Below are 18,005 nucleotides of genomic sequence, written 5' to 3' on the forward strand. Positions count from 1 at the left end.
AGAAAAGGGCATGTTGGAACGAATTTTCGTTCCAACATGCCCTTCCTTATAATTGAATGACTTTTTCAGTGCCCTCTAATTAAATGGGACACTTTTTACTCTCAAGTTAATTTTGCATAGGGATTTTAATTTCCGCTGTTCCATCTAGATAAGAAGGATAACTATAAAAATAAATTTTAACGGGATTTGTGTATTTTTCAATATCATAGCTAACAGTGACTTCGTGATAATTTCCATCCATTCCCGACACGGATGAATTCCTTACACCTAATTCTTTCCCTGTGGCATCAATTGCAGTACCTAATAGTTGAAGGTAATGTTTCATGTTTGCTGGCTTATATTGTACTCTCAACTGTTTTGGATACACTTCAACCTTTGATAAATCAATAAAATCAGGAGCAAAAATTACTTCTTGCTTCTCAAAATTAACTTCCATATAATCCTGCCCTTTTGGTAAAGCTTCCACTTCAGAAATTTTTAATGTCAGTGACTTAGGCTCTCTAAAATAATTACTTTGTAAATAATGGGTCATTACATTTTCATCCGTTGCCCCATGACCCGTAACGCCATTCGAAACTTCACTCCAAATTTCATTATTTTCGTCCAACAGTTCAATTGAATTAAAGCTTAATATACGTTTGTCGTTTGTCGGATCAACCGCTATTTGAATCCCTACACGTAGTGGTGAAATGTGGACTTCTTTTACAGTAAAACGCTGCCCTTCTATTTCCAACTGTTCATTAACTGCATAAACTTTCGTTTGCTTAATTTCATTTTTCAATTCAAAAGGAACACGCAGCGTTTCATCATTTAACATGAATTGCACTTCGAAATTCCGTTCACTATAATCCATGCCTTCGCTTGAAACAACTTCAATCGAACTCGCAAATTCATATGTTTCCTCATCCATAAATGTACTAAATCCCACACCTGCTTTTACTGGTTCTCCGTTTTGAAGTACGCTTAAACTAATTTTTTTATATTTACTCAAATCCTGTTCACTGCTTAACCGATACATAATGTACATACCTGTTTCATCTGCTATAACCTCTTCAATTACTGCCTTGACCCCATTTAGTTCAGCTGAAGCGTAAATTTTCTCATTATACCCTTGCTCAAGCACATCCTCAATTCCTTTATTGTGTGTGATTAGCTCTACAATCGTTTCTAATCCCGGCACTTTCGATACGGCATATGCAATTGTCGGTGAAAAACGAATGGATAAAATAAAAAGACAGATGACTGTAGCTGAGATAATGGTAGCTGTCCACCTCTTCTGCCTTTTTTGTTCCACTCTTTTTATCGTGATTGCATGCGCCCTCGCAGCTGCTAATGCTTCATTAGGCGTGTCGAGCTTATTTAAATATCTCTTTAGCTTATCATCCATTATCGTTCACCTCTTTCTATTAAAATCCCTCGAAGTTTTCTAAGCGTATGGTGCAAACGAGATTTAATCGTTCCTTCTGATACTTGTTGAATTCGAGCGATGTCTTTCATTTTTAAATCTTTAAAAAATCGTAAATATATAAGTTCTTGCTGTTCAATCGGCAGCTCCGCTATAACATCCGCAAGCTCTAAAGGATGGACCTCTTCATTCGGTATTTCTATTTCTTCCTTCAAAACATAACGAGCTTGCTTCTTTTTCATATCAAGACAAATATTAATCAAAATACGAATAAGCCATGTCTGCAAATATTCTGGTTGTTTGACTGTATGTATTTTTTTTAGGCAACGGTATGTCATTTCCTGAATCGCATCGACTGCATCATATTCATTTTTCAAATATGCAAAAGCTATTTTATAAAATCCGTCTTCATAACTCTCTAACATTTCAACAATTGCTCGTTCGTTTCCAGCAATCGCACTTTTTATAAGTTGCTGCTCATCCATGAAAGACACCTCCCTACTTATTAGACCTTTGTAACATACGTTTCGTTCAGTCCAAATAAAAAAATTCTGCTATCTTTTACAATAGCAGAATTCCCCTTAAATTTACTTTAAATATTCAACACGATATACGTCATGACGTCTGTCTTTTAAATGCTTTACTGTCCCATCTTGACGCTGGCGACGTAAAATTTCCAAGTCGACGTCTCCTATGAGAACCATTTCTAAGTTCGGGCTTGTTTCGCCTACAATGCCGTCTCGGGCAAATTCAAAATCGCTCGGTGCAAAAATGCCTGATTGTGCATATTGAATATCCATATTTTCTGTTTCAGGCAAGTTCCCCACTGTTCCAGAAATAACTGTATAAATTTGGTTTTCAATTGCACGCGCCTGAGCACAGTAACGTACGCGTAAATAGCCTTGGCGGTCTTCTGTACAGAACGGTGTGAAAATAATATTCGCGCCCATATCTGTTGCGATTCGGGCAAGTTCCGGAAACTCAATATCATAGCAAATTTGAATTGCAATCTTCCCGCAGTCGGTATCAAATACACGGACCTTATCGCCATTACTGATTCCCCACCATTTACGTTCATTTGGCGTAATGTGAATTTTATATTGTTTTTCAATCGTCCCGTCACGTCTGAATAAATAAGCGATATTGTAAATCTCCTCGTCTTCTTCCTCAACAAAATGAGAACCGCCAATGATATTCACATTGTAGCGAACCGCTAAGCTTGTAAATAATTCAATGTATTCAGGTGTATACTTTGTCAGTTTACGGACCGCCTGCGATGGTGATTTTTCATTTAAAAAGCTCATTAATTGTGTTGTGAAAATTTCCGGGAATACGACAAAGTCTGAACCCGCATCAGAGCCTACATCAACAAAGTACTCACACTGTTTTGCAAAATCCTCAAAGGAATCAATCGCACGCATCATATATTGGACAACACAAATACGTACTGGATAGCTTGTTTTAAAGTGACGCTTCGAGAGTGGACGATAATCTACGTTATGCCATTCCAATAACGTTGCATACTTTCCTGATGCAACATCATCTGTTAAATAATTCGGATTTATACGCATTAAAATAAAGCCATTCATCATTTGGAATGTCAGCACTGGATCATATATTTTATGGCGGCTTACCGCGTCTACATATTCACGTGGACTCATCTCATTCGAATGTACATGATAATTCGGTATACGCCCTCCAATAATAATAGACTTTAAATTGAGTGTACGAGCCAAGTCCTTCCGTGCCTCATAAAGTCTTTGCCCTACCTTCATACGGCGATATTCTGGATGCACCATTACTTCGATTCCATATAAATTATAACCATTTGGATCATGATTTGTGATAAAGCCGTTATCTGTAATATCGTTCCACGTATGGCGATCATCGTATTCATCAAAGTTTATACGTAAACTCGAGCATGAACCGATCACCTTTCCATCTAGCTCTGCAACAATTTGTCCTTCTGGGAAAATTGTTAAATGACTATATAAATGTGCCCGCTCCCACGGCTCCATACCTGGAAAAGATATGCGCTGAATTTCTAATATCGCATCTATATCCTCTACTGTCATATTTCGTATAATCATTGGTTTTTCAAATTTGGACATATCTAATGCATCTGTCATAATAACTCCCCCTCCATACATATATAGACTTTCCTTTTCATAGCACTCCATAAACGTAGTAATTTACTTTTTCTCGAATTCAAACTATAATCAATTGAGATTAAATTATGAATATAGAGGTAACAGTATGTCCAAAAAACTCGAAAATGCCTTGCTCGTCATTTGGGTAGTATCTTTAACAGCGACTCTTGGATCATTATATTTTTCAGAAATACGGGGCTACGAACCATGTACATTATGCTGGTATCAGCGCATCCTAATGTATCCAATTGTAATTATCGCAACCGTAGCATACATACAAAAGAATGCTAGAATCGCCATGACTACAGCCGTGTTTTCTACGATTGGAGCTGCAACATCATTATATCACTATGGGTTACAAAAATTGGACTTTTTGCAGGATACAGCCCCTGCTTGTGGACGCGTGCCATGTACAGGTCAGTATATTAATTGGCTTGGCTTTATTACGATTCCATTTTTAGCACTTACTGCTTTTATCATTATTGCAGCTGTTAGTTTTTATATGTTAAAAGTTTTAAAGGAGGAAAATTAGGATGAAGAAATTAGCGATTGTCGGTGCAGTAATAGTTTTATTATTTGCTGGAATCATTGTACTCACAAATATGAAGAATAGTGAAAAATTAGAGGACAATCCGTATGGCACGGATAATTTAAAACAATCTACAATTGATCTTTTAGATGATGAAAATTATCAAAATATCATTTTACCAGATGCATTAGCAAAGAAAATTGAATCAGGTAACGGTGTTGTCGGTTATTTCTTCAGTCCTGAATGCTCGCATTGTAAAAATTACACACCGAAACTTATGCCTATTGCTGACGAGATGGATATTCAAGTGGATCAATTAAATATTCTTGAGTACACTAATGAATGGGATACTTATAATATTACAGCAACACCAACACTTATTTACTTCGAAAACGGTGAAGAAGTTGCCCGTTTAGAAGGTGACGCACCAGATGAAACAACGCGTCAATTCTTTAACGATATTGTGTTAAACTAATAAGGATTATAAAATCGTGTTCATTAAGAGCACGATTTTTCATTTGGAGGAATTTACAATGTTCACATATACAATAAATGAAAACGGCTTAACTGTAGAAGAGCTCTTACGCACGAAATGGCGTTTAGGAAAAAAGATTGTCCATGAATTACGCATGGCAAAAGCAGTAACATTAAATGGCGAACCATTACTATGGAAAGAGCCTTTAGAGAAAGGGACGACAATTCATTTTGCTTTCGATATCCCTGCTTCCAATTATATCCCAACAGATAAATGTGAAGTGACTGTACGCTATGAAGACGAGCATTGCTTAATCGTATCAAAGCCTAAAGGGATGGCTACTCATCCAAATGAGCCAATGGACAATGATACTTGTATGAATCATGTAATGCGCTATATTGTGGATCATGGGGGACATTACGCTGAGCATGTGCATCGTTTGGACCAAGGAACGAACGGCTTATTACTTGTTGCCAAACATCCGATAGCAAAGTCTATTTTTGATCGTATGATTGAAGAAAAAACAATCGTCCGTACGTATGCTGCTGAAGTTCAAGGAAACCTACGTACAGATAGTGGTACGATCAGAGCTGCAATTGGTAAAGACCGTCATCACAATACACGTAGAGTTGTAGCCCCGAATGGTCAATCTGCCGTTACACATTATGAAGTAGTAAATCGTTTTAAAGGGACATGTGTTGTTCATGTCGTTCTAGAAACAGGACGTACTCACCAAATTCGCGTGCACATGGCTCATTTAGGTCACCCTATAGTTGGCGATACAATGTATGGCGCACGAGAAACTGACTCAGGTGATTATGCATTACACGCCATCCAATTAGCATTCATACATCCATTTTTGAATGAGCAAATTATTGTAAAAGATAACTAAAAGATGCGTCCGTAAATAGCTACGGACGCATTTTCCTATTTCTTTTCACGTTCTATATAATTCACATCATTTTGTTTGGCCAAATGATAAATTTGGCTTTTTCCATTTGAATGAACTTCTTTTTCTTTAATGATGAACTGGTCTCCTGATTTGGTTGTAAATGTAATATCCCCGGCTTTACTCCCTATAACGTATTCAAAAACAATCTCGTCTAATTGATTCCACTGATATTGATGATCCGTAAAAAAATGGTGTCTTTCTATTTTATCTTGGCTAATCATTAAATAATTCTGTGTAGATAGATACGCAATTAAAACGCTTAACCCAAATAGGAAAATACCCGAGACGTATATTTTCATATTTCTTTTATAAGCAAGAATCCCTAACATTATAATTAATACTAAACATGCTAAAAGTATAAGTCTAAGATTTACAGGATTCGGGATGAATGTTGATGCTCGATTATTATAAGAGAAATACTCCATCTGAAAAATAGGATGAAATATCATTATAAATGGTGCAAAAACAGTAACTGTCACTGCTGCCATTGAAAAAAATAAACCGGGTGAAAAATTTTTAAACATTGCATCACTCCCCTAAGTAATTATATGTTAAAAATCAAATTTGAAATTATCCGGATTTTGCCCAAAGCGCTCGTCGCGATTTAACGCATCTAGTTGCTGCATTGTTTCTTTTGTTAACTCGAAATGATATAGCTCACTATTTTCTTTAATACGTGAAGGTGTCACAGATTTCGGTATTATGATGACATCATTTTGTAAATGCCAGCGTAAAATTATTTGTGCTGGTGTGACATCGTATTCGCGTGCAATGCGTACAATTTTATCATCATTTAATACATTTCCTCGCCCAAGCGGTGACCAGGCTGTTACCGCAATTTGCTCCTGTGCACAATAGTTTCTTAATGACTCTTGGCTTAAATAAGGATGCACTTCAATTTGGTTTACCATTGGGGCAATATTACAACTTGCTAGGATATCTTTTAAATGATGCTCATGGTGGTTAGAGACACCCGGGACATGGATCAGTTTTTCATCATATAAGCGTTCAATTGCCCGGTACGTATCCACAAACTTCTCCTTAACCGGCCAGTGAGTTAAATATAGATCTATGTAATCCATATCAAGCTTTTTTAGCGATTTTTCAAAAGCACGTAACGTGTTATCGTAGCCTTGGTCACTGTTCCAGACTTTTGTTGTCACGAAAATATCCTCACGCGGTACTGAAGAATGTCTAATTGCTTCCCCTACTTCTTCTTCATTGTAGTAAAGTGCTGCTGTATCGACTGCTCGGTACCCTAATTCCAGAGCTGTTGTAATTGCTTGAAGCGTTTCATCCCGGTCAGTCATTTTGTACACACCTAATCCAAGTACAGGCATTTTAACTCCATTGACCAATTCTTTTGTCGTTTGTAAATTCATATCCATCACCTCGGTTTTATATTGTTTTTATTATAGCACTACTGTATTACCATCTAATAATTGTATTTGCAGAAAAAGGGCTATTACAGCTTTGACATTGTTCCCTTTGTTATTTACGTAAACGTCCAGGTTTAGTTTCAAAAATAAGGAAATAATGGTAGATTGTTTCGTTATTGTTTAGTACAATTTAATTAACAGAAAATTCTTGCAATAGAGTTTTTTATAAATTTGTTTAGGAGCTGAATAACTATGATGGACACGCAATTAGTTTTAACAGGATTTTTAAAGCGCGCACAACGGTATTTTCCAAACAAACAAATTATTTCTCGTACTAGCCCCACTATGACACATCGTATTCCATTCAAAGATTATGTAAAAAGAACTCATCGTTTAGCAGATGCCTTAACGAAGCTAGGTATGAAGCGCGGTACGAAAGTTGGTACTTTTGCTTGGAATCATCACCGCCATTTAGAAGCATATTTTGCTATTCCATGCAGTGGTGCAATTCTCCACACAATCAACATCCGATTGGCACCTGAGCATATTATTTATATTATTAATCATGCAGAGGATGAAATTTTACTAATCGATGGTGACTTATTCCCATTAGTAGAGCCAGCTTTAGGCCATTTAAAAACAGTAAAGCATATTATCGTTATGAGTGATGATCCAGTAGCTCCATCATCCAGCTTCCCTAATGTTTACAGCTATGAACAGCTTCTTCAAGAAGCCGATGAAAATTTCGAATTCCCTGCAGATTTAGAAGAAAATATGCAGGCAGGGATGTGCTATACATCCGCAACAACAGGCATGCCTAAAGGTGTCATCTATACACATCGGAGTATTGTCTTGCATAGCTTAGCACTCGGTCTTGCGGAGTCCTTTGCGCTAAAAGAAAGTGATATTGCATTACCGGTTGTGCCGATGTTCCATGTAAATGCATGGGGCTTCCCATTTGCTGCACTTAATTTTGGTGCAAACATTGTACTACCTGGCCCAATGATGACCCCGAGTTTAATTTTGGACTTAATAGAACAAGAGAAAGTTACGATCACAGCAGGTGTTCCGACAATCTGGCTTGGCGCACTTGCAGAACAAGAAAAGCAAACGCGCGATTTATCAACTATCCGTTTAATTATCTCTGGAGGCTCAGCTTCACCGAAAGGATTAATTCAAGCCTACAATGAAAAGCTGGGGGTTCCTTACGTAAACGCTTACGGTATGACTGAGACATCACCGCTTGTAAGTATGTCGCATCCTACAACTGAAATGAACAGTTATACGGATGATGAAATGCTAAATATTCGTGTAACGCAAGGCCTAACCGTATCATTAATTGAAACAGAAGTCATAAATGAAAAAGGTCCGGTGCCTTGGGATGGAGAAACTATGGGGGAATTGCGTGTACGCGGACCTTGGATCGTTTCCGAGTATTATAAAGATGACCGGACTAATGAAGCATTCCGCGATGGCTGGCTATATACAGGAGACATTGCAGTATTAACGAAGGAAGGTTATATCAAAATTACAGACCGTACAAAAGACCTTATAAAATCAGGCGGCGAATGGATTTCTTCAGTGGATTTAGAAAATGCGCTCATGTCTCATCCTGATGTTTTTGAAGCAGCAGTCATTGCTGTTCCCCATCCAAAATGGCAAGAAAGGCCGTTAGCTTGTGTCGTTTTAAAAGAAAATGCTCATGCAACAAAAGAAGAGCTTCTACAATTTATTGAACAGGATTTTGCAAAATGGTGGCTTCCGGACGATATCGTATTCTTAAAGGAAATACCAAAAACATCTGTAGGTAAGTTTTTAAAAGCAAAACTAAGAGAAGAATTAAAAGACTACGAAGTTCAAACGAGTTAAAAATAAGACATAAAAGGTGTGCCTAAATTTTTACCTAGGCACACCTTAAGTTCATTTATTTCTCTTCGTCTTCATCATCAAATTGCTGCGGATCTGCAATACGATCAGATTCTTCCAATTGGCCTCCGTCACGCATATTTTCCATCTGCTTGCCGAGATTTTTTAAATCTTCCATTGAATTGGCCATATTTCCATTTACAATCTCATCTTTTTTCATCTAAATCCCTCCATATTTTAATTTTATATTTTTCCAATTTTGAACTATTTCTGACATAATTAAAGTTTTCATACAGTTAATTTATGCTATACTAAAAAAAGAGATAATTAGAAACATGAGGAGGATACTTCCATGAAATTAATTTTAATTCTTGGTGTTTGCATCGCATTCTTAACAGCAATTTTCACTGCTGGTTATGATAGCAAACCATTCTCAAAAGAAAACTAATCCTATTAGCTTTTCATTAAAAGACAATCGTAATCATGCGATTGTCTTTTTAATTTGACTTTTTTCTTTTTATAAAATATATTAGTTACATAAAGTAAGTTGATTATAAAAAATAACTATATAGGGAGAATTTTAAATGCCTACACATTTTCATAAAAAACCAAACTTATATCCAGCTCATGTTCAATTAAAAGTTTCAAACTTAAAACGTTCGATTGAATACTACACTACGATTATCGGATTTAAAGTCCTACAGCAAACAGAGTCGGAAGCATATTTAACAACAGATGGCCAAACGAGCTTAGTTTCTCTAGTCGAAGTACAAATTGCTCTGCCTCTTAAACAAGGGTTTGCAGGTTTATACCACTTAGCATTACTATTACCCTCCCGCAAGGACTTAGGAAACATCGTACAGCATTTTGTGGATTTAAATGTTCGCCTTGGAGCAGCAGATCATGACGTATCGGAAGCACTCTATTTAAATGATCCAGACGGGAATGGAATCGAAATCTACATAGACCGCGACGAAACGGAATGGACATGGAATGAACATGAACAAGTGCATATGGTGACAGATCAGCTTAATTTCCAACCTATTTTAGAAGCTGCAGACGGAAAATGGGATGGTTTACCTGTTGATACGGTAATGGGTCATATTCACTTATCAGTAGTAAATCTAGACAAATCAGAACAATTTTATACAAATGTATTAGATTATAATGTCGTAACGCGTTATGGTGCACAGGCTCTGTTCGTATCTACAGGAAAGTATCATCACCATTTCGGTATGAATACGTGGAACAGCAATAATGGACATACGCCACTAGAGAATATGGTTGGCTTAAATTCATTTACTGTTGTATTAAAAGACGATCAATATGCAGATGAAGTTAAGCAAAGTTTAATAGACAATAATTTCGTCGTTGAGAACTTTGCTGAAGCACCTGCATATGGCGGTAACCAACTATTCTCTACAGTCGATCCTAATGGTCTACGTATCGTGTTTACAGCAGACGGAGAATAAAATATTTTGAAACTTTCTTTTCACTCCAGCGTATAAATTATTAATTAACATACAATGGAGGAATTTTATTGTCACTATTTAATAAAGTTTTAGCAAGTGTAGGAATCGGTTCTGCTAAAGTTGATACAAAATTACACAAATCTTCTTATACATTAAACGAAAATGTAACAGGTATCGTAGCAATTACTGGAGGAAGTACTGAACAACAAATTGATGCTATCTATTTATCTCTTTATACAAATTACATTCGCGAAATTGATGATAAAAAAATTAATGATCAGGCTATGCTATCCCAATTTAAACTAAATGAGCCGTTCATAATTCAAGCAAATGAAAAGCGTGAAATCCCCTTTTCATTTGCTTTACCTACCGTAGTCCCAATAACTATAGGTAATTCCCGAGTATGGATTCAAACTGGATTAGACATAAAAAATGCAGTGGACTCGAAGGATAAAGACTTTATTGATATAAAGCCATCCCCTCTAGCAAATAGCGTATTATCAGCAATTCAAAACTTAGGTTTTCGTTTACGTAAAGTAGATAATGAGCAAGCGCCATCTTATTTGCGCAGGCAAACACCGATTGTACAGGAATTTGAATTTAAACCTACTAATCAAACGTATCGCCGGTATCTAGATGAACTCGAATTGGTCTTTTTAGGTCACACACATAACTCAGTTGAAATTTTACTGCAGGTTGACCGACGTGCGCGCGGGCTTGGTGGATTTTTATCAGAAGCTTTCGATATGGATGAAAGTTTCATTCGCCTTACGTTATTTGAAAATGATAATTTGTCGGCAAAACTTTCACACGCAATAGAAGCAAAAATGAAATGATAAAAGGCAAGAAGCATATTAATCTGCTTCTTGCCTATTTTTATTTTAAACCTGGATAATTTTGTTGTCTTAAAGCTTCATAAATAACGATTGCCGCTGTGTTTGATAAATTCAGTGAGCGAATATGGTCACTTTGTGGAATGCGTAGGCACATATCGGCACGTTCCTTTGCAAACTCTTTCGGTAAACCTGTCGTTTCTCTTCCGAACATAAAGTAGATATCACGTGACGTATCACTAAAATCATGAGTTGTAAAAGGCTCATCACTATAAGTCTCAATTAAATATAAATCTCCATTTTTGCTGTACTCAATAAACTCTTCTAAAGAATCATGATAAACAACATTAACATGCTCCCAATAATCCAATCCTGCACGTTTTAACATTTTATCGTCTGTCGAAAATCCCAACGGACGAATTAAATGTAATGATGTATTCGTTCCAGCACATGTACGTGCGATATTTCCTGTATTTGCCGGTATTTCCGGTTGGTATAAAACAATATGGTTTGGCACTTCAAAATCCTTCTCTCTTATTGATTTAACATTGCTAACCCTTTTTCTATTTCAGCCAGCACTTCTTCATCTTGCTCTGTTTTTTTTGCCGCCAATAAAATTTCCTCGGCTTCATTTGTTCCGATTTTTCCAATTGCCCATGCGGCTGTCCCTCTTAATACCGGGCGTTCGTCTTTTTGCAGCACTTGAATGATATCAGGCATTGCCGATTCTTCTTTAAAGTGGGCTAATGCTAATATGGCATTGCGCTGAATTGGCTTTTTTCCGCGCCATGAACCAGAAACATGACCAAATTTAGATTTAAATTCTTTATTGGAGATTGATAAAAGAGGCTGAAGTAAAGGTTTTGCGATTTCAGGGTCCGGTTTGAATTCTTCATGAATCCAATTTAGCTTTCCTTTGTTTTTCGGACATACTGTTTGGCATGTATCACAGCCGTACAAGCGATTCCCTATTTTACTACGAAATTCATCAGGTAAAAACCCTTTTGTTTGTGTTAAAAAGGCAATACATCGCTGTGAGTTCAGCTGACCTGGTGCTACAATTGCACCCGTTGGACAGACATCGATGCATAAATTACAGTCTCCACATTCATCTTCTATCGGTGTATCAGGAGCAAAAGGTATATTTGTCATTATCTCACCTAAATATACGTAAGAACCAAACTCAGGTGTAATAATAGAACAATTTTTCCCGCTCCACCCGATTCCTGCACGCTCTGCTACAGCACGATCGACGAGTTCCCCTGTATCGACCATCGATTTCACCTTAACATTCGGTACTCTTTCTTGTAGCCATGCTTCAATAAGCTGCAAGCGCTCACGCACTGCTGTATGATAATCCACTCCCCACGAAGCACGACAAAAGATTCCACGGCGTTCTCCCTTTTTTCCCTGTGGAGCATCCTGCATTCGAGAAGGGTAGGCAATTGCAATTGCAATAATGCTTTCCGCATCCTCTAATAATTTTAGCGGCTCTGTACGAAGCTCAATATTCGATTCTTCAAATCCTGATTGAAAACCTAATTGTTGCTGTCGTCGTAAACGGTTTTTCAGTTCATGAAACGGAGCAGCGGTTGTAAATCCGATTTTATCTACCCCAATAGAAGTTGCGTATTTAATTAATTCTTCTTGAAGTTGAGATACTTTCATTTCACTTGCTCCTTTCAAATGATACAATGAATACAAGTTATTTTATATTACATAATTATCCAATATTAAAATTCAAGTAGGTGCTTTAATTGAATATCTCTATTAATGACTCACTCTTTACAGTGAATGAACAATTTAAAATTGGCCTTATCCATTATAGCAAAATTATCGTAGAGGAATCTCCTCAAATGATTAAAGGTCGCACACAGCTATATCAGGAAAATTTATTTTTAGAATTACAGGAAAAACCTGTTACTGAGCGAACTGGAATTAAAGAATGGCGCCAGCTTTGGAAATCTTATGGTGCAGATCCAAACCGTTACCGGCACTCTGCCGAAAGCTTAATGCGACGTATCGCTAAACAGCAATATTTAACACCGTTTCATACAGCGGTAGATTTGAATAATTTCTTTTCATTGCAATATGAGATTCCGGTCGGCATATATGATTTGGATGGTATTCAAGGAAATATTGAAATAAAAATAGGCAATGCATCGACAGGCTATGAAGGAATAAACGGTCGTTACAACACATTGGAAAATATCATTTATTCAAAGGATACGTTCGGTCCATTCGGTAGCCCATATGTAGATTCAAAGCGAACTGCGGTTACAGAGGTAACGACAAATGCACTGCAAATCTTTTTTTTACGTCCATCAATTAGTGAACAAGAAGCACATAAGTTATTAAATAGTGCAGGAAATATGTTTACGCAAATAAGCGGTGGCGAATTTGAGACGCATGTCCTTTCAACGGAGAATAAAAAAATTCATTTTTAAGGAGCTGATAGTGTGAGCATTAATTTAGCAGAGGCTGTAAAACTTAAGAGCGTTATTATGAAGAAAATTCAAGAACGTACATTTGCTGTGAATCAACTAACACATGTTATTATTGAAAAAGGTGAACAACCAAAAAGGCCCGATTATACACTCGAAATGCTTGAAGCTGAATTAAAACAACTACGTTATGACTCTCGTAAGCTAGATTCATTAATTTACCGTGCAAATATTGAAAATGTAATTGTATTTAAAGACGAGGAAATGCCCATTGTAGAAGCGATCGAACTTGCTAGCCAATTACGTGCAGAAGCTGCATTATGTAAAAGCTTGGGTTCTGAAGAAAAAGAAGCATTCTACCATAATTCTGGCGAAGCCATTCTTTACCGTGTAGCACTGTATGATCCAATGACATATCGCAATCGCGCGAACGAACTGGAAAAGGAAGCACATCGCCTTTCCAATTTAATTAACGCTAAAAACTATCAAGTGGAAATTGAATTTAATGATAGTAATTACTTCTAATCCTAGAGCGGTGAGACTCCAATCTAGGTAATAACGAGCGATTTTTGCTTAGGCAATTTAAAGAAACCATTCACCTTTTACCTGTTACAAAGTTACCTTTCACTAATGACCAACTATTGTAAAAGCTAACAACAAACTAATTTGTGTATTTTCGTCGCTCGTTATTAAAAGACACCTGCTCACTTATTTCGTGAAAAGGTGTCTTTGTTATAGATTTCTCGGAATTATTCTACTCCCGGTAAAATTCGCAATGTTTTTTCATCCGCATCTAAAATAGCTTCTACTCCTAATGGTATTGCAATATTCGGTTCGCAATGACCAAATTTAAATCCCGCTACTGCTGGCTTGTTCAAAGGCTTTATATACCCTTCTATAACGTTTAATACATCATCATAGCTATATTCACTGTTAAGCATATTGAAATCGCCTATTAGGAATCCTGCAGCAAGCTCAAGCTTTCTGGAGAGACGTAATTGATTTAATGATAAATCAATTTGTTCAATCGATTCACCGATATCCTCGATTAGAAGAATCTTATTTCGAACATCAATTTCAAATTTTGTTCCAAGTGTACTAACAATACGATTCAGATTACCACCAGTTAACTCACCACGTACAACGCCAGGTACGAGTGTACGAAGTGGTGAAATGCTTTCTGTATACTGAATTTCAATTGGTTGGAATAATTGCTGAAACATCTTTTTCGATAATGAATCGAGTTCCCCTTTTGAACTAGTTAACATAGGACCATGGAATGTAACGACATTCGAAAACTCATTTACTTGCGTATGTAGTGCAGTAACGTCTGAAAAGCCCCAAATGATTTTTGGATTGTCCTCGATTAACGGGTAGCTAATTTTATCAATAATACGAGAAATTCCATAGCCACCTTTTACTAAAAAGACTGCTTTCACTTCCGGATCACGAATCATTTGGTGAAAATCTTCTAGTCGTTCCTCGTCTGTACCTGCTAAATAGCCATCATAGGCTTGGATTGTATTTCCTAGCTTATATTTCAAACCAAGCTCGTCCAAAATTGCTAATTTGTCCCCTAAAGATTCTATATTAAGCGGGCTGCTTAAATTTACTAATCCTACTGTATCTCCATGCTGTAATCTTGCTGGTCGTATTTTCATGTAATTGACCTCCTTTTGCTTCTGTCGTTATTGTATCATAGCGTTTTATGTAAAGCGCATTGCAAATTCCACGGTCTTATCCCTATAATAGATAAAATTATTTTTCCAATATTAAGGGGATGCTATTTAATGAAATATCCACCACAACTACTTCTCATATTAGCTACTTTATTATGGGGTGGTAACTTTGTAATTGGTCGTGCAGTTGCAGGAGAAATTCCTCCTATAACACTGGCATTTTTACGCTGGGTTGTTGCCTTTGCTGTATTTTTCCCCATTGCATACCAACGGACAAGGAAGGAATGGAATACACTTAAGCAAAATTGGGGTGCCGTCATTATGTTAGCTTTGACAGGAGTCGCTTCATTCAATACGCTCGTTTATATTGGTTTGTATGATACAACATCAATTAATGCATCTTTAATGAACTCTTCCACGCCTATAGTTATATACATATTAAGCTTTATCTTTTTAAAAGAACGGTTAACTAAGTATCAATTAGCCGGTACAATGCTTTCTTTAATTGGCGTGCTGTTTATTATTTCCGGGGGCTCATTACAAAGCTTACTTGGATTTTCATTTAATAAAGGAGATTTGATTGTACTGGTTGCAGTGTGTTGTTGGAGTATTTATTCATTACTTATTAAGAAGTACGCTGGCAGGCTCCCTGGCTATTCTACATTTTTAGTAACAATTGCTATAGGTGCGTTAATGCTGCTCCCATTTACCTTATATGAACTACTTACTACATCACAGACTATTGTATGGAGCACTACTACTATTGGAGCTATTTTTTATGTTGGGGTCATTGCATCGATTGTGGCATTTCTTAGTTGGAATACAGGCGTTGTAGCATTAGGAGTGAACAAGGCAGGAATTTACTTAAACTTTATCCCTCTGTTTGCTAGCATCTTTGCAGTAATCTTTTTAAATGAAAAGCTACTACTTGCACAATTAATCGGCGGGGTAACCATAATTGTTGGGGTATTTATTTCATCTATAAAAAAGTAAATTAAAAGGAGTGCATCATCAGCACTCCTTTTAATTATTCTACTCCTGTATAAATGACAGTTACGTCTGGATGATAGTTTAATACACTTGCTGGGAAGTCTTCTGTCACTTCTCCACTACGAAGACGATCAAATGCTTCTTGCTTCGCTGCACCTGCAATTAGTAAGACAATCTTTTTTGATTTCATAATTGTTTTAATACCCATAGTAATTGCATGTGTCGGTACATCATTGATTGAGTCAAAGTAAATTTTATTCGCTTCACGTGTCGACTCAGCTAGCTCTATAACATTTGTCCCTAAATCAAATGGCGTTCCTGGCTCATTAAAGCCAATATGTCCATTAACACCAATACCTAAAAGCTGAATATCAATATTCCCCGCTTCTTCAATCATTGCATCATAATCCATTGCTGCTTTTTCAATATTTGCCGCATTACCTGTTGGTAAGTAAATATTTTCCTGCTTCATATCAATATGATTAAATAAGTTGTGGTCCATATAGTAATGGTAACTTGCTTCATTTGATGGATTAATACCAATATATTCGTCCAAGTTAAAAGACTTAGCCTGAGCAAAGGAAATATTCCCTTCCTTGTATATTGATACTAGTTCTTTATAAAACCCTTCAGGTGTACTTCCAGTTGCCATCCCAAAAACAGTTTGACTATTTCCCTTTAACTGCTCTACAAAAATACCTGCAGCAATTTTACTCATTTCATCATAATCTGTGGCTTCAATCCAATTTAAATTTGTTACCGCATTCATTCAATTCCCTACTTCCTAAGCTTATATAATTCAATTAAAGTAAACTTCATTTTAAATACCTTACATCATTACGTTAATCTTATAGCATATTTTTTTAATATGCCATATAAAATAGTACATATATCCTTTTAAAAAATACAATTTAACTTTAATTATACCCATATATTTAATTAATATGTTAGACGGTCTACTACCTTTTTGAATAATAAACCATATTTAAAAATACGACTGAAATATATAAAGCAATGAATAGTGATAACACATGAAAGGCGGAGAGGTTTATCGGTGATAAAAGTAAGTAATTATAAATATATACAAAATTAAAATCTGAGTTTTGTAGCTAGTTCTAAGTATCTGTTTAGTAATGTAATTATATCGCATGAGAAAATAAATGTAGAAAGATAACAAAAGAAAACACCCTCAAAGCCTGTTTTCAAGGCTTTGAGGGTGTTTTAATAGTTGTTCTAACTTGAACAAAATGATACCGATAGCCGGGGTCGAACCGGCACTCCAGAAGGAACCGGATTTTGAGTCCGGCGCGTCTGCCAATTCCGCCATATCGGCAAAATAAAAAAAGGTAAAAAAAAACCGGGTTTACCGATTAATTAAATATGGAGGCGGCAACCGGATTTGAACCGGTGATAAAGGTGTTGCAGACCTGTGCCTTACCACTTGGCTATGCCGCCATATTGGAGCGGAAGACGAGGTTCGAACTCGCGACCCCCACCTTGGCAAGGTGGTGTTCTACCACTGAACTACTTCCGCAAAAAAAAATGGCTGGGGAACCTGGATTCGAACCAGGGCATGACGGAATCAAAATCCGTTGCCTTACCGCTTGGCTATACCCCAAAGCTTTTAAATATTATATATAATGGGGCGACTGATGGGAATCGAACCCACGAATGCCTGAACCACAATCAGGTGCGTTAACCACTTCGCCACAACCGCCACTATATTATAATTTTAACTCTTAAACCTAAATAAAAATGGGGCGACTGATGGGAATCGAACCCACGAATGCCTGAACCACAATCAGGTGCGTTAACCACTTCGCCACAACCG

General features: G+C 36.8%; 19 protein-coding genes and 5 tRNA genes. 9 read left to right on the plus strand and 15 right to left on the minus strand.

The window, feature by feature from the left end; translation table 11 throughout:
• Positions 1 to 106: 106 nt before the first annotated feature.
• From H9632_RS18280 to H9632_RS18290, 3 genes are all read right to left on the minus strand, one after another.
• Entirely contained in the window at positions 107 to 1,387 is a 1,281-nt protein-coding gene (locus H9632_RS18280; RefSeq protein WP_191705497.1) for a DUF4179 domain-containing protein, read from the minus strand.
• Positions 1,387 to 1,890 carry a sigma-70 family RNA polymerase sigma factor gene (locus tag H9632_RS18285; protein ID WP_191705498.1) on the minus strand — a complete coding sequence of 168 codons (504 nt, stop codon included), beginning with the start codon at positions 1,888 to 1,890 and terminating at the stop codon, positions 1,387 to 1,389. The genes H9632_RS18280 and H9632_RS18285 overlap by 1 nt, the downstream gene beginning before the upstream one ends.
• A gap of 102 nt (positions 1,891 to 1,992) precedes the next feature.
• Positions 1,993 to 3,534 (minus strand): carbon-nitrogen hydrolase family protein, encoded by a 1,542-nt coding sequence (locus H9632_RS18290; protein ID WP_191705499.1) that lies wholly within the window; start codon positions 3,532 to 3,534, stop codon positions 1,993 to 1,995.
• A gap of 127 nt (positions 3,535 to 3,661) precedes the next feature.
• Between H9632_RS18290 and H9632_RS18295 the strand changes: the two genes are divergently transcribed.
• From H9632_RS18295 to H9632_RS18305, 3 genes are read left to right on the plus strand one after another with little or no spacing between them, the layout of a single operon-like run.
• Entirely contained in the window at positions 3,662 to 4,087 is a 426-nt protein-coding gene (locus H9632_RS18295; protein WP_191705500.1) for a disulfide formation protein C, read from the plus strand.
• Position 4,088: 1 nt separating this feature from the next.
• Complete coding sequence (locus H9632_RS18300; protein ID WP_191705501.1) at positions 4,089 to 4,559, plus strand: thioredoxin family protein; 471 nt, start codon at positions 4,089 to 4,091, stop codon at positions 4,557 to 4,559.
• A 58-nt stretch (positions 4,560 to 4,617) separates the two neighbouring features.
• Positions 4,618 to 5,451 (plus strand): RluA family pseudouridine synthase, encoded by an 834-nt coding sequence (locus tag H9632_RS18305; protein WP_191705502.1) that lies wholly within the window; start codon positions 4,618 to 4,620, stop codon positions 5,449 to 5,451.
• Between the two features lie 35 nt (positions 5,452 to 5,486).
• Here the strand turns inward: H9632_RS18305 and H9632_RS18310 are convergent, their stop codons facing one another.
• Both H9632_RS18310 and H9632_RS18315 read right to left on the minus strand, forming a co-directional pair.
• Complete coding sequence (locus H9632_RS18310; protein ID WP_191705503.1) at positions 5,487 to 6,035, minus strand: acyl dehydratase; 549 nt, start codon at positions 6,033 to 6,035, stop codon at positions 5,487 to 5,489.
• Between the two features lie 27 nt (positions 6,036 to 6,062).
• Positions 6,063 to 6,893, minus strand: a complete 831-nt coding sequence (locus H9632_RS18315; RefSeq protein WP_318247719.1) for an aldo/keto reductase — start codon at positions 6,891 to 6,893, stop codon at positions 6,063 to 6,065.
• Positions 6,894 to 7,142: 249 nt separating this feature from the next.
• Between H9632_RS18315 and H9632_RS18320 the strand changes: the two genes are divergently transcribed.
• Positions 7,143 to 8,759: a long-chain fatty acid--CoA ligase gene (locus H9632_RS18320; protein WP_191705505.1), complete on the plus strand. Its 1,617-nt coding sequence runs from the start codon at positions 7,143 to 7,145 to the stop codon at positions 8,757 to 8,759.
• A 55-nt stretch (positions 8,760 to 8,814) separates the two neighbouring features.
• On the opposite strand, the gene H9632_RS18325 is transcribed toward H9632_RS18320, so the two are convergent.
• A complete protein-coding gene (locus tag H9632_RS18325; RefSeq protein WP_191705506.1) occupies positions 8,815 to 8,976 on the minus strand; it encodes a hypothetical protein in 162 nt (53 codons plus the stop codon).
• Positions 8,977 to 9,340: 364 nt separating this feature from the next.
• Here H9632_RS18325 and H9632_RS18330 point away from each other — a divergent pair, with 364 nt between their 5' ends.
• Both H9632_RS18330 and H9632_RS18335 read left to right on the plus strand, forming a co-directional pair.
• Positions 9,341 to 10,228, plus strand: coding sequence for a VOC family protein (locus tag H9632_RS18330; protein WP_191705507.1), 888 nt, complete (start codon positions 9,341 to 9,343; stop codon positions 10,226 to 10,228).
• Positions 10,229 to 10,296: 68 nt separating this feature from the next.
• Positions 10,297 to 11,064: a sporulation protein gene (locus H9632_RS18335; RefSeq protein WP_191705508.1), complete on the plus strand. Its 768-nt coding sequence runs from the start codon at positions 10,297 to 10,299 to the stop codon at positions 11,062 to 11,064.
• Between the two features lie 40 nt (positions 11,065 to 11,104).
• On the opposite strand, the gene trmL is transcribed toward H9632_RS18335, so the two are convergent.
• Together trmL and queG are read right to left on the minus strand one after the other, a co-directional pair.
• Complete coding sequence (gene trmL, locus H9632_RS18340; protein WP_191699452.1) at positions 11,105 to 11,578, minus strand: tRNA (uridine(34)/cytosine(34)/5-carboxymethylaminomethyluridine(34)-2'-O)-methyltransferase TrmL; 474 nt, start codon at positions 11,576 to 11,578, stop codon at positions 11,105 to 11,107.
• A 17-nt stretch (positions 11,579 to 11,595) separates the two neighbouring features.
• A complete protein-coding gene (gene queG / locus H9632_RS18345) occupies positions 11,596 to 12,729 on the minus strand; it encodes a tRNA epoxyqueuosine(34) reductase QueG (protein ID WP_191705509.1) in 1,134 nt (377 codons plus the stop codon).
• A gap of 89 nt (positions 12,730 to 12,818) precedes the next feature.
• On the opposite strand from queG, the gene H9632_RS18350 reads away from it, so the two are divergent.
• The gene (locus H9632_RS18350) at positions 12,819 to 13,508 is read left to right on the plus strand and encodes a B3/B4 domain-containing protein (protein ID WP_191705510.1); all 690 of its coding nucleotides are present in this window, start codon (positions 12,819 to 12,821) and stop codon (positions 13,506 to 13,508) included.
• A gap of 12 nt (positions 13,509 to 13,520) precedes the next feature.
• Positions 13,521 to 14,030: a DIP1984 family protein gene (locus H9632_RS18355; RefSeq protein WP_191705511.1), complete on the plus strand. Its 510-nt coding sequence runs from the start codon at positions 13,521 to 13,523 to the stop codon at positions 14,028 to 14,030.
• A 224-nt stretch (positions 14,031 to 14,254) separates the two neighbouring features.
• On the opposite strand, the gene H9632_RS18360 is transcribed toward H9632_RS18355, so the two are convergent.
• Positions 14,255 to 15,166: a S66 peptidase family protein gene (locus H9632_RS18360; protein WP_191705512.1), complete on the minus strand. Its 912-nt coding sequence runs from the start codon at positions 15,164 to 15,166 to the stop codon at positions 14,255 to 14,257.
• Positions 15,167 to 15,295: 129 nt separating this feature from the next.
• On the opposite strand from H9632_RS18360, the gene H9632_RS18365 reads away from it, so the two are divergent.
• A complete protein-coding gene (locus H9632_RS18365; protein ID WP_191705513.1) occupies positions 15,296 to 16,177 on the plus strand; it encodes a DMT family transporter in 882 nt (293 codons plus the stop codon).
• Between the two features lie 34 nt (positions 16,178 to 16,211).
• Here H9632_RS18365 and nagB read toward each other — a convergent pair whose 3' ends face one another.
• The 6 genes from nagB to H9632_RS18395 all read right to left on the minus strand — a co-directional run bounded on the left by nagB (position 16,212) and on the right by H9632_RS18395 (position 17,891).
• Entirely contained in the window at positions 16,212 to 16,943 is a 732-nt protein-coding gene (gene nagB / locus H9632_RS18370) for a glucosamine-6-phosphate deaminase (protein ID WP_191705514.1), read from the minus strand.
• A gap of 482 nt (positions 16,944 to 17,425) precedes the next feature.
• Positions 17,426 to 17,507: transfer RNA gene (locus H9632_RS18375), tRNA-Leu, on the minus strand.
• A 48-nt stretch (positions 17,508 to 17,555) separates the two neighbouring features.
• Positions 17,556 to 17,629, minus strand: a tRNA-Cys gene (locus H9632_RS18380).
• Positions 17,630 to 17,633: 4 nt separating this feature from the next.
• A tRNA-Gly gene (locus H9632_RS18385) sits at positions 17,634 to 17,708 on the minus strand.
• A gap of 9 nt (positions 17,709 to 17,717) precedes the next feature.
• Positions 17,718 to 17,792 (minus strand) — tRNA-Gln (locus H9632_RS18390).
• A gap of 23 nt (positions 17,793 to 17,815) precedes the next feature.
• A tRNA-His gene (locus H9632_RS18395) sits at positions 17,816 to 17,891 on the minus strand.
• Positions 17,892 to 18,005 lie beyond the last annotated feature (114 nt).

The organism is Solibacillus merdavium (assembly GCF_014836935.1).
Lineage (GTDB): Bacteria > Bacillota > Bacilli > Bacillales_A > Planococcaceae > Solibacillus > Solibacillus ferritrahens.

Excerpts from the sequence above, each read along its gene's own strand:
- H9632_RS18280 (WP_191705497.1), bottom strand. The coding sequence starts at position 1,387 with ATGGATGATAAGCTAAAGAGATATTTAAATAAGCTCGACACGCCTAAT.
- H9632_RS18285 (WP_191705498.1), bottom strand. The coding sequence starts at position 1,890 with ATGGATGAGCAGCAACTTATAAAAAGTGCGATTGCTGGAAACGAACGA.
- H9632_RS18290 (WP_191705499.1), bottom strand. The coding sequence starts at position 3,534 with ATGACAGATGCATTAGATATGTCCAAATTTGAAAAACCAATGATTATA.
- H9632_RS18295 (WP_191705500.1), top strand. The coding sequence starts at position 3,662 with ATGTCCAAAAAACTCGAAAATGCCTTGCTCGTCATTTGGGTAGTATCT.
- H9632_RS18300 (WP_191705501.1), top strand. The coding sequence starts at position 4,089 with ATGAAGAAATTAGCGATTGTCGGTGCAGTAATAGTTTTATTATTTGCT.
- H9632_RS18305 (WP_191705502.1), top strand. The coding sequence starts at position 4,618 with ATGTTCACATATACAATAAATGAAAACGGCTTAACTGTAGAAGAGCTC.
- H9632_RS18310 (WP_191705503.1), bottom strand. The coding sequence starts at position 6,035 with ATGTTTAAAAATTTTTCACCCGGTTTATTTTTTTCAATGGCAGCAGTG.
- H9632_RS18315 (WP_318247719.1), bottom strand. The coding sequence starts at position 6,893 with ATGAATTTACAAACGACAAAAGAATTGGTCAATGGAGTTAAAATGCCT.
- H9632_RS18320 (WP_191705505.1), top strand. The coding sequence starts at position 7,143 with ATGATGGACACGCAATTAGTTTTAACAGGATTTTTAAAGCGCGCACAA.
- H9632_RS18325 (WP_191705506.1), bottom strand. The coding sequence starts at position 8,976 with ATGAAAAAAGATGAGATTGTAAATGGAAATATGGCCAATTCAATGGAA.
- H9632_RS18330 (WP_191705507.1), top strand. The coding sequence starts at position 9,341 with ATGCCTACACATTTTCATAAAAAACCAAACTTATATCCAGCTCATGTT.
- queG (WP_191705509.1), bottom strand. The coding sequence starts at position 12,729 with ATGAAAGTATCTCAACTTCAAGAAGAATTAATTAAATACGCAACTTCT.
- H9632_RS18360 (WP_191705512.1), bottom strand. The coding sequence starts at position 15,166 with ATGAAAATACGACCAGCAAGATTACAGCATGGAGATACAGTAGGATTA.
- H9632_RS18365 (WP_191705513.1), top strand. The coding sequence starts at position 15,296 with ATGAAATATCCACCACAACTACTTCTCATATTAGCTACTTTATTATGG.
- nagB (WP_191705514.1), bottom strand. The coding sequence starts at position 16,943 with ATGAATGCGGTAACAAATTTAAATTGGATTGAAGCCACAGATTATGAT.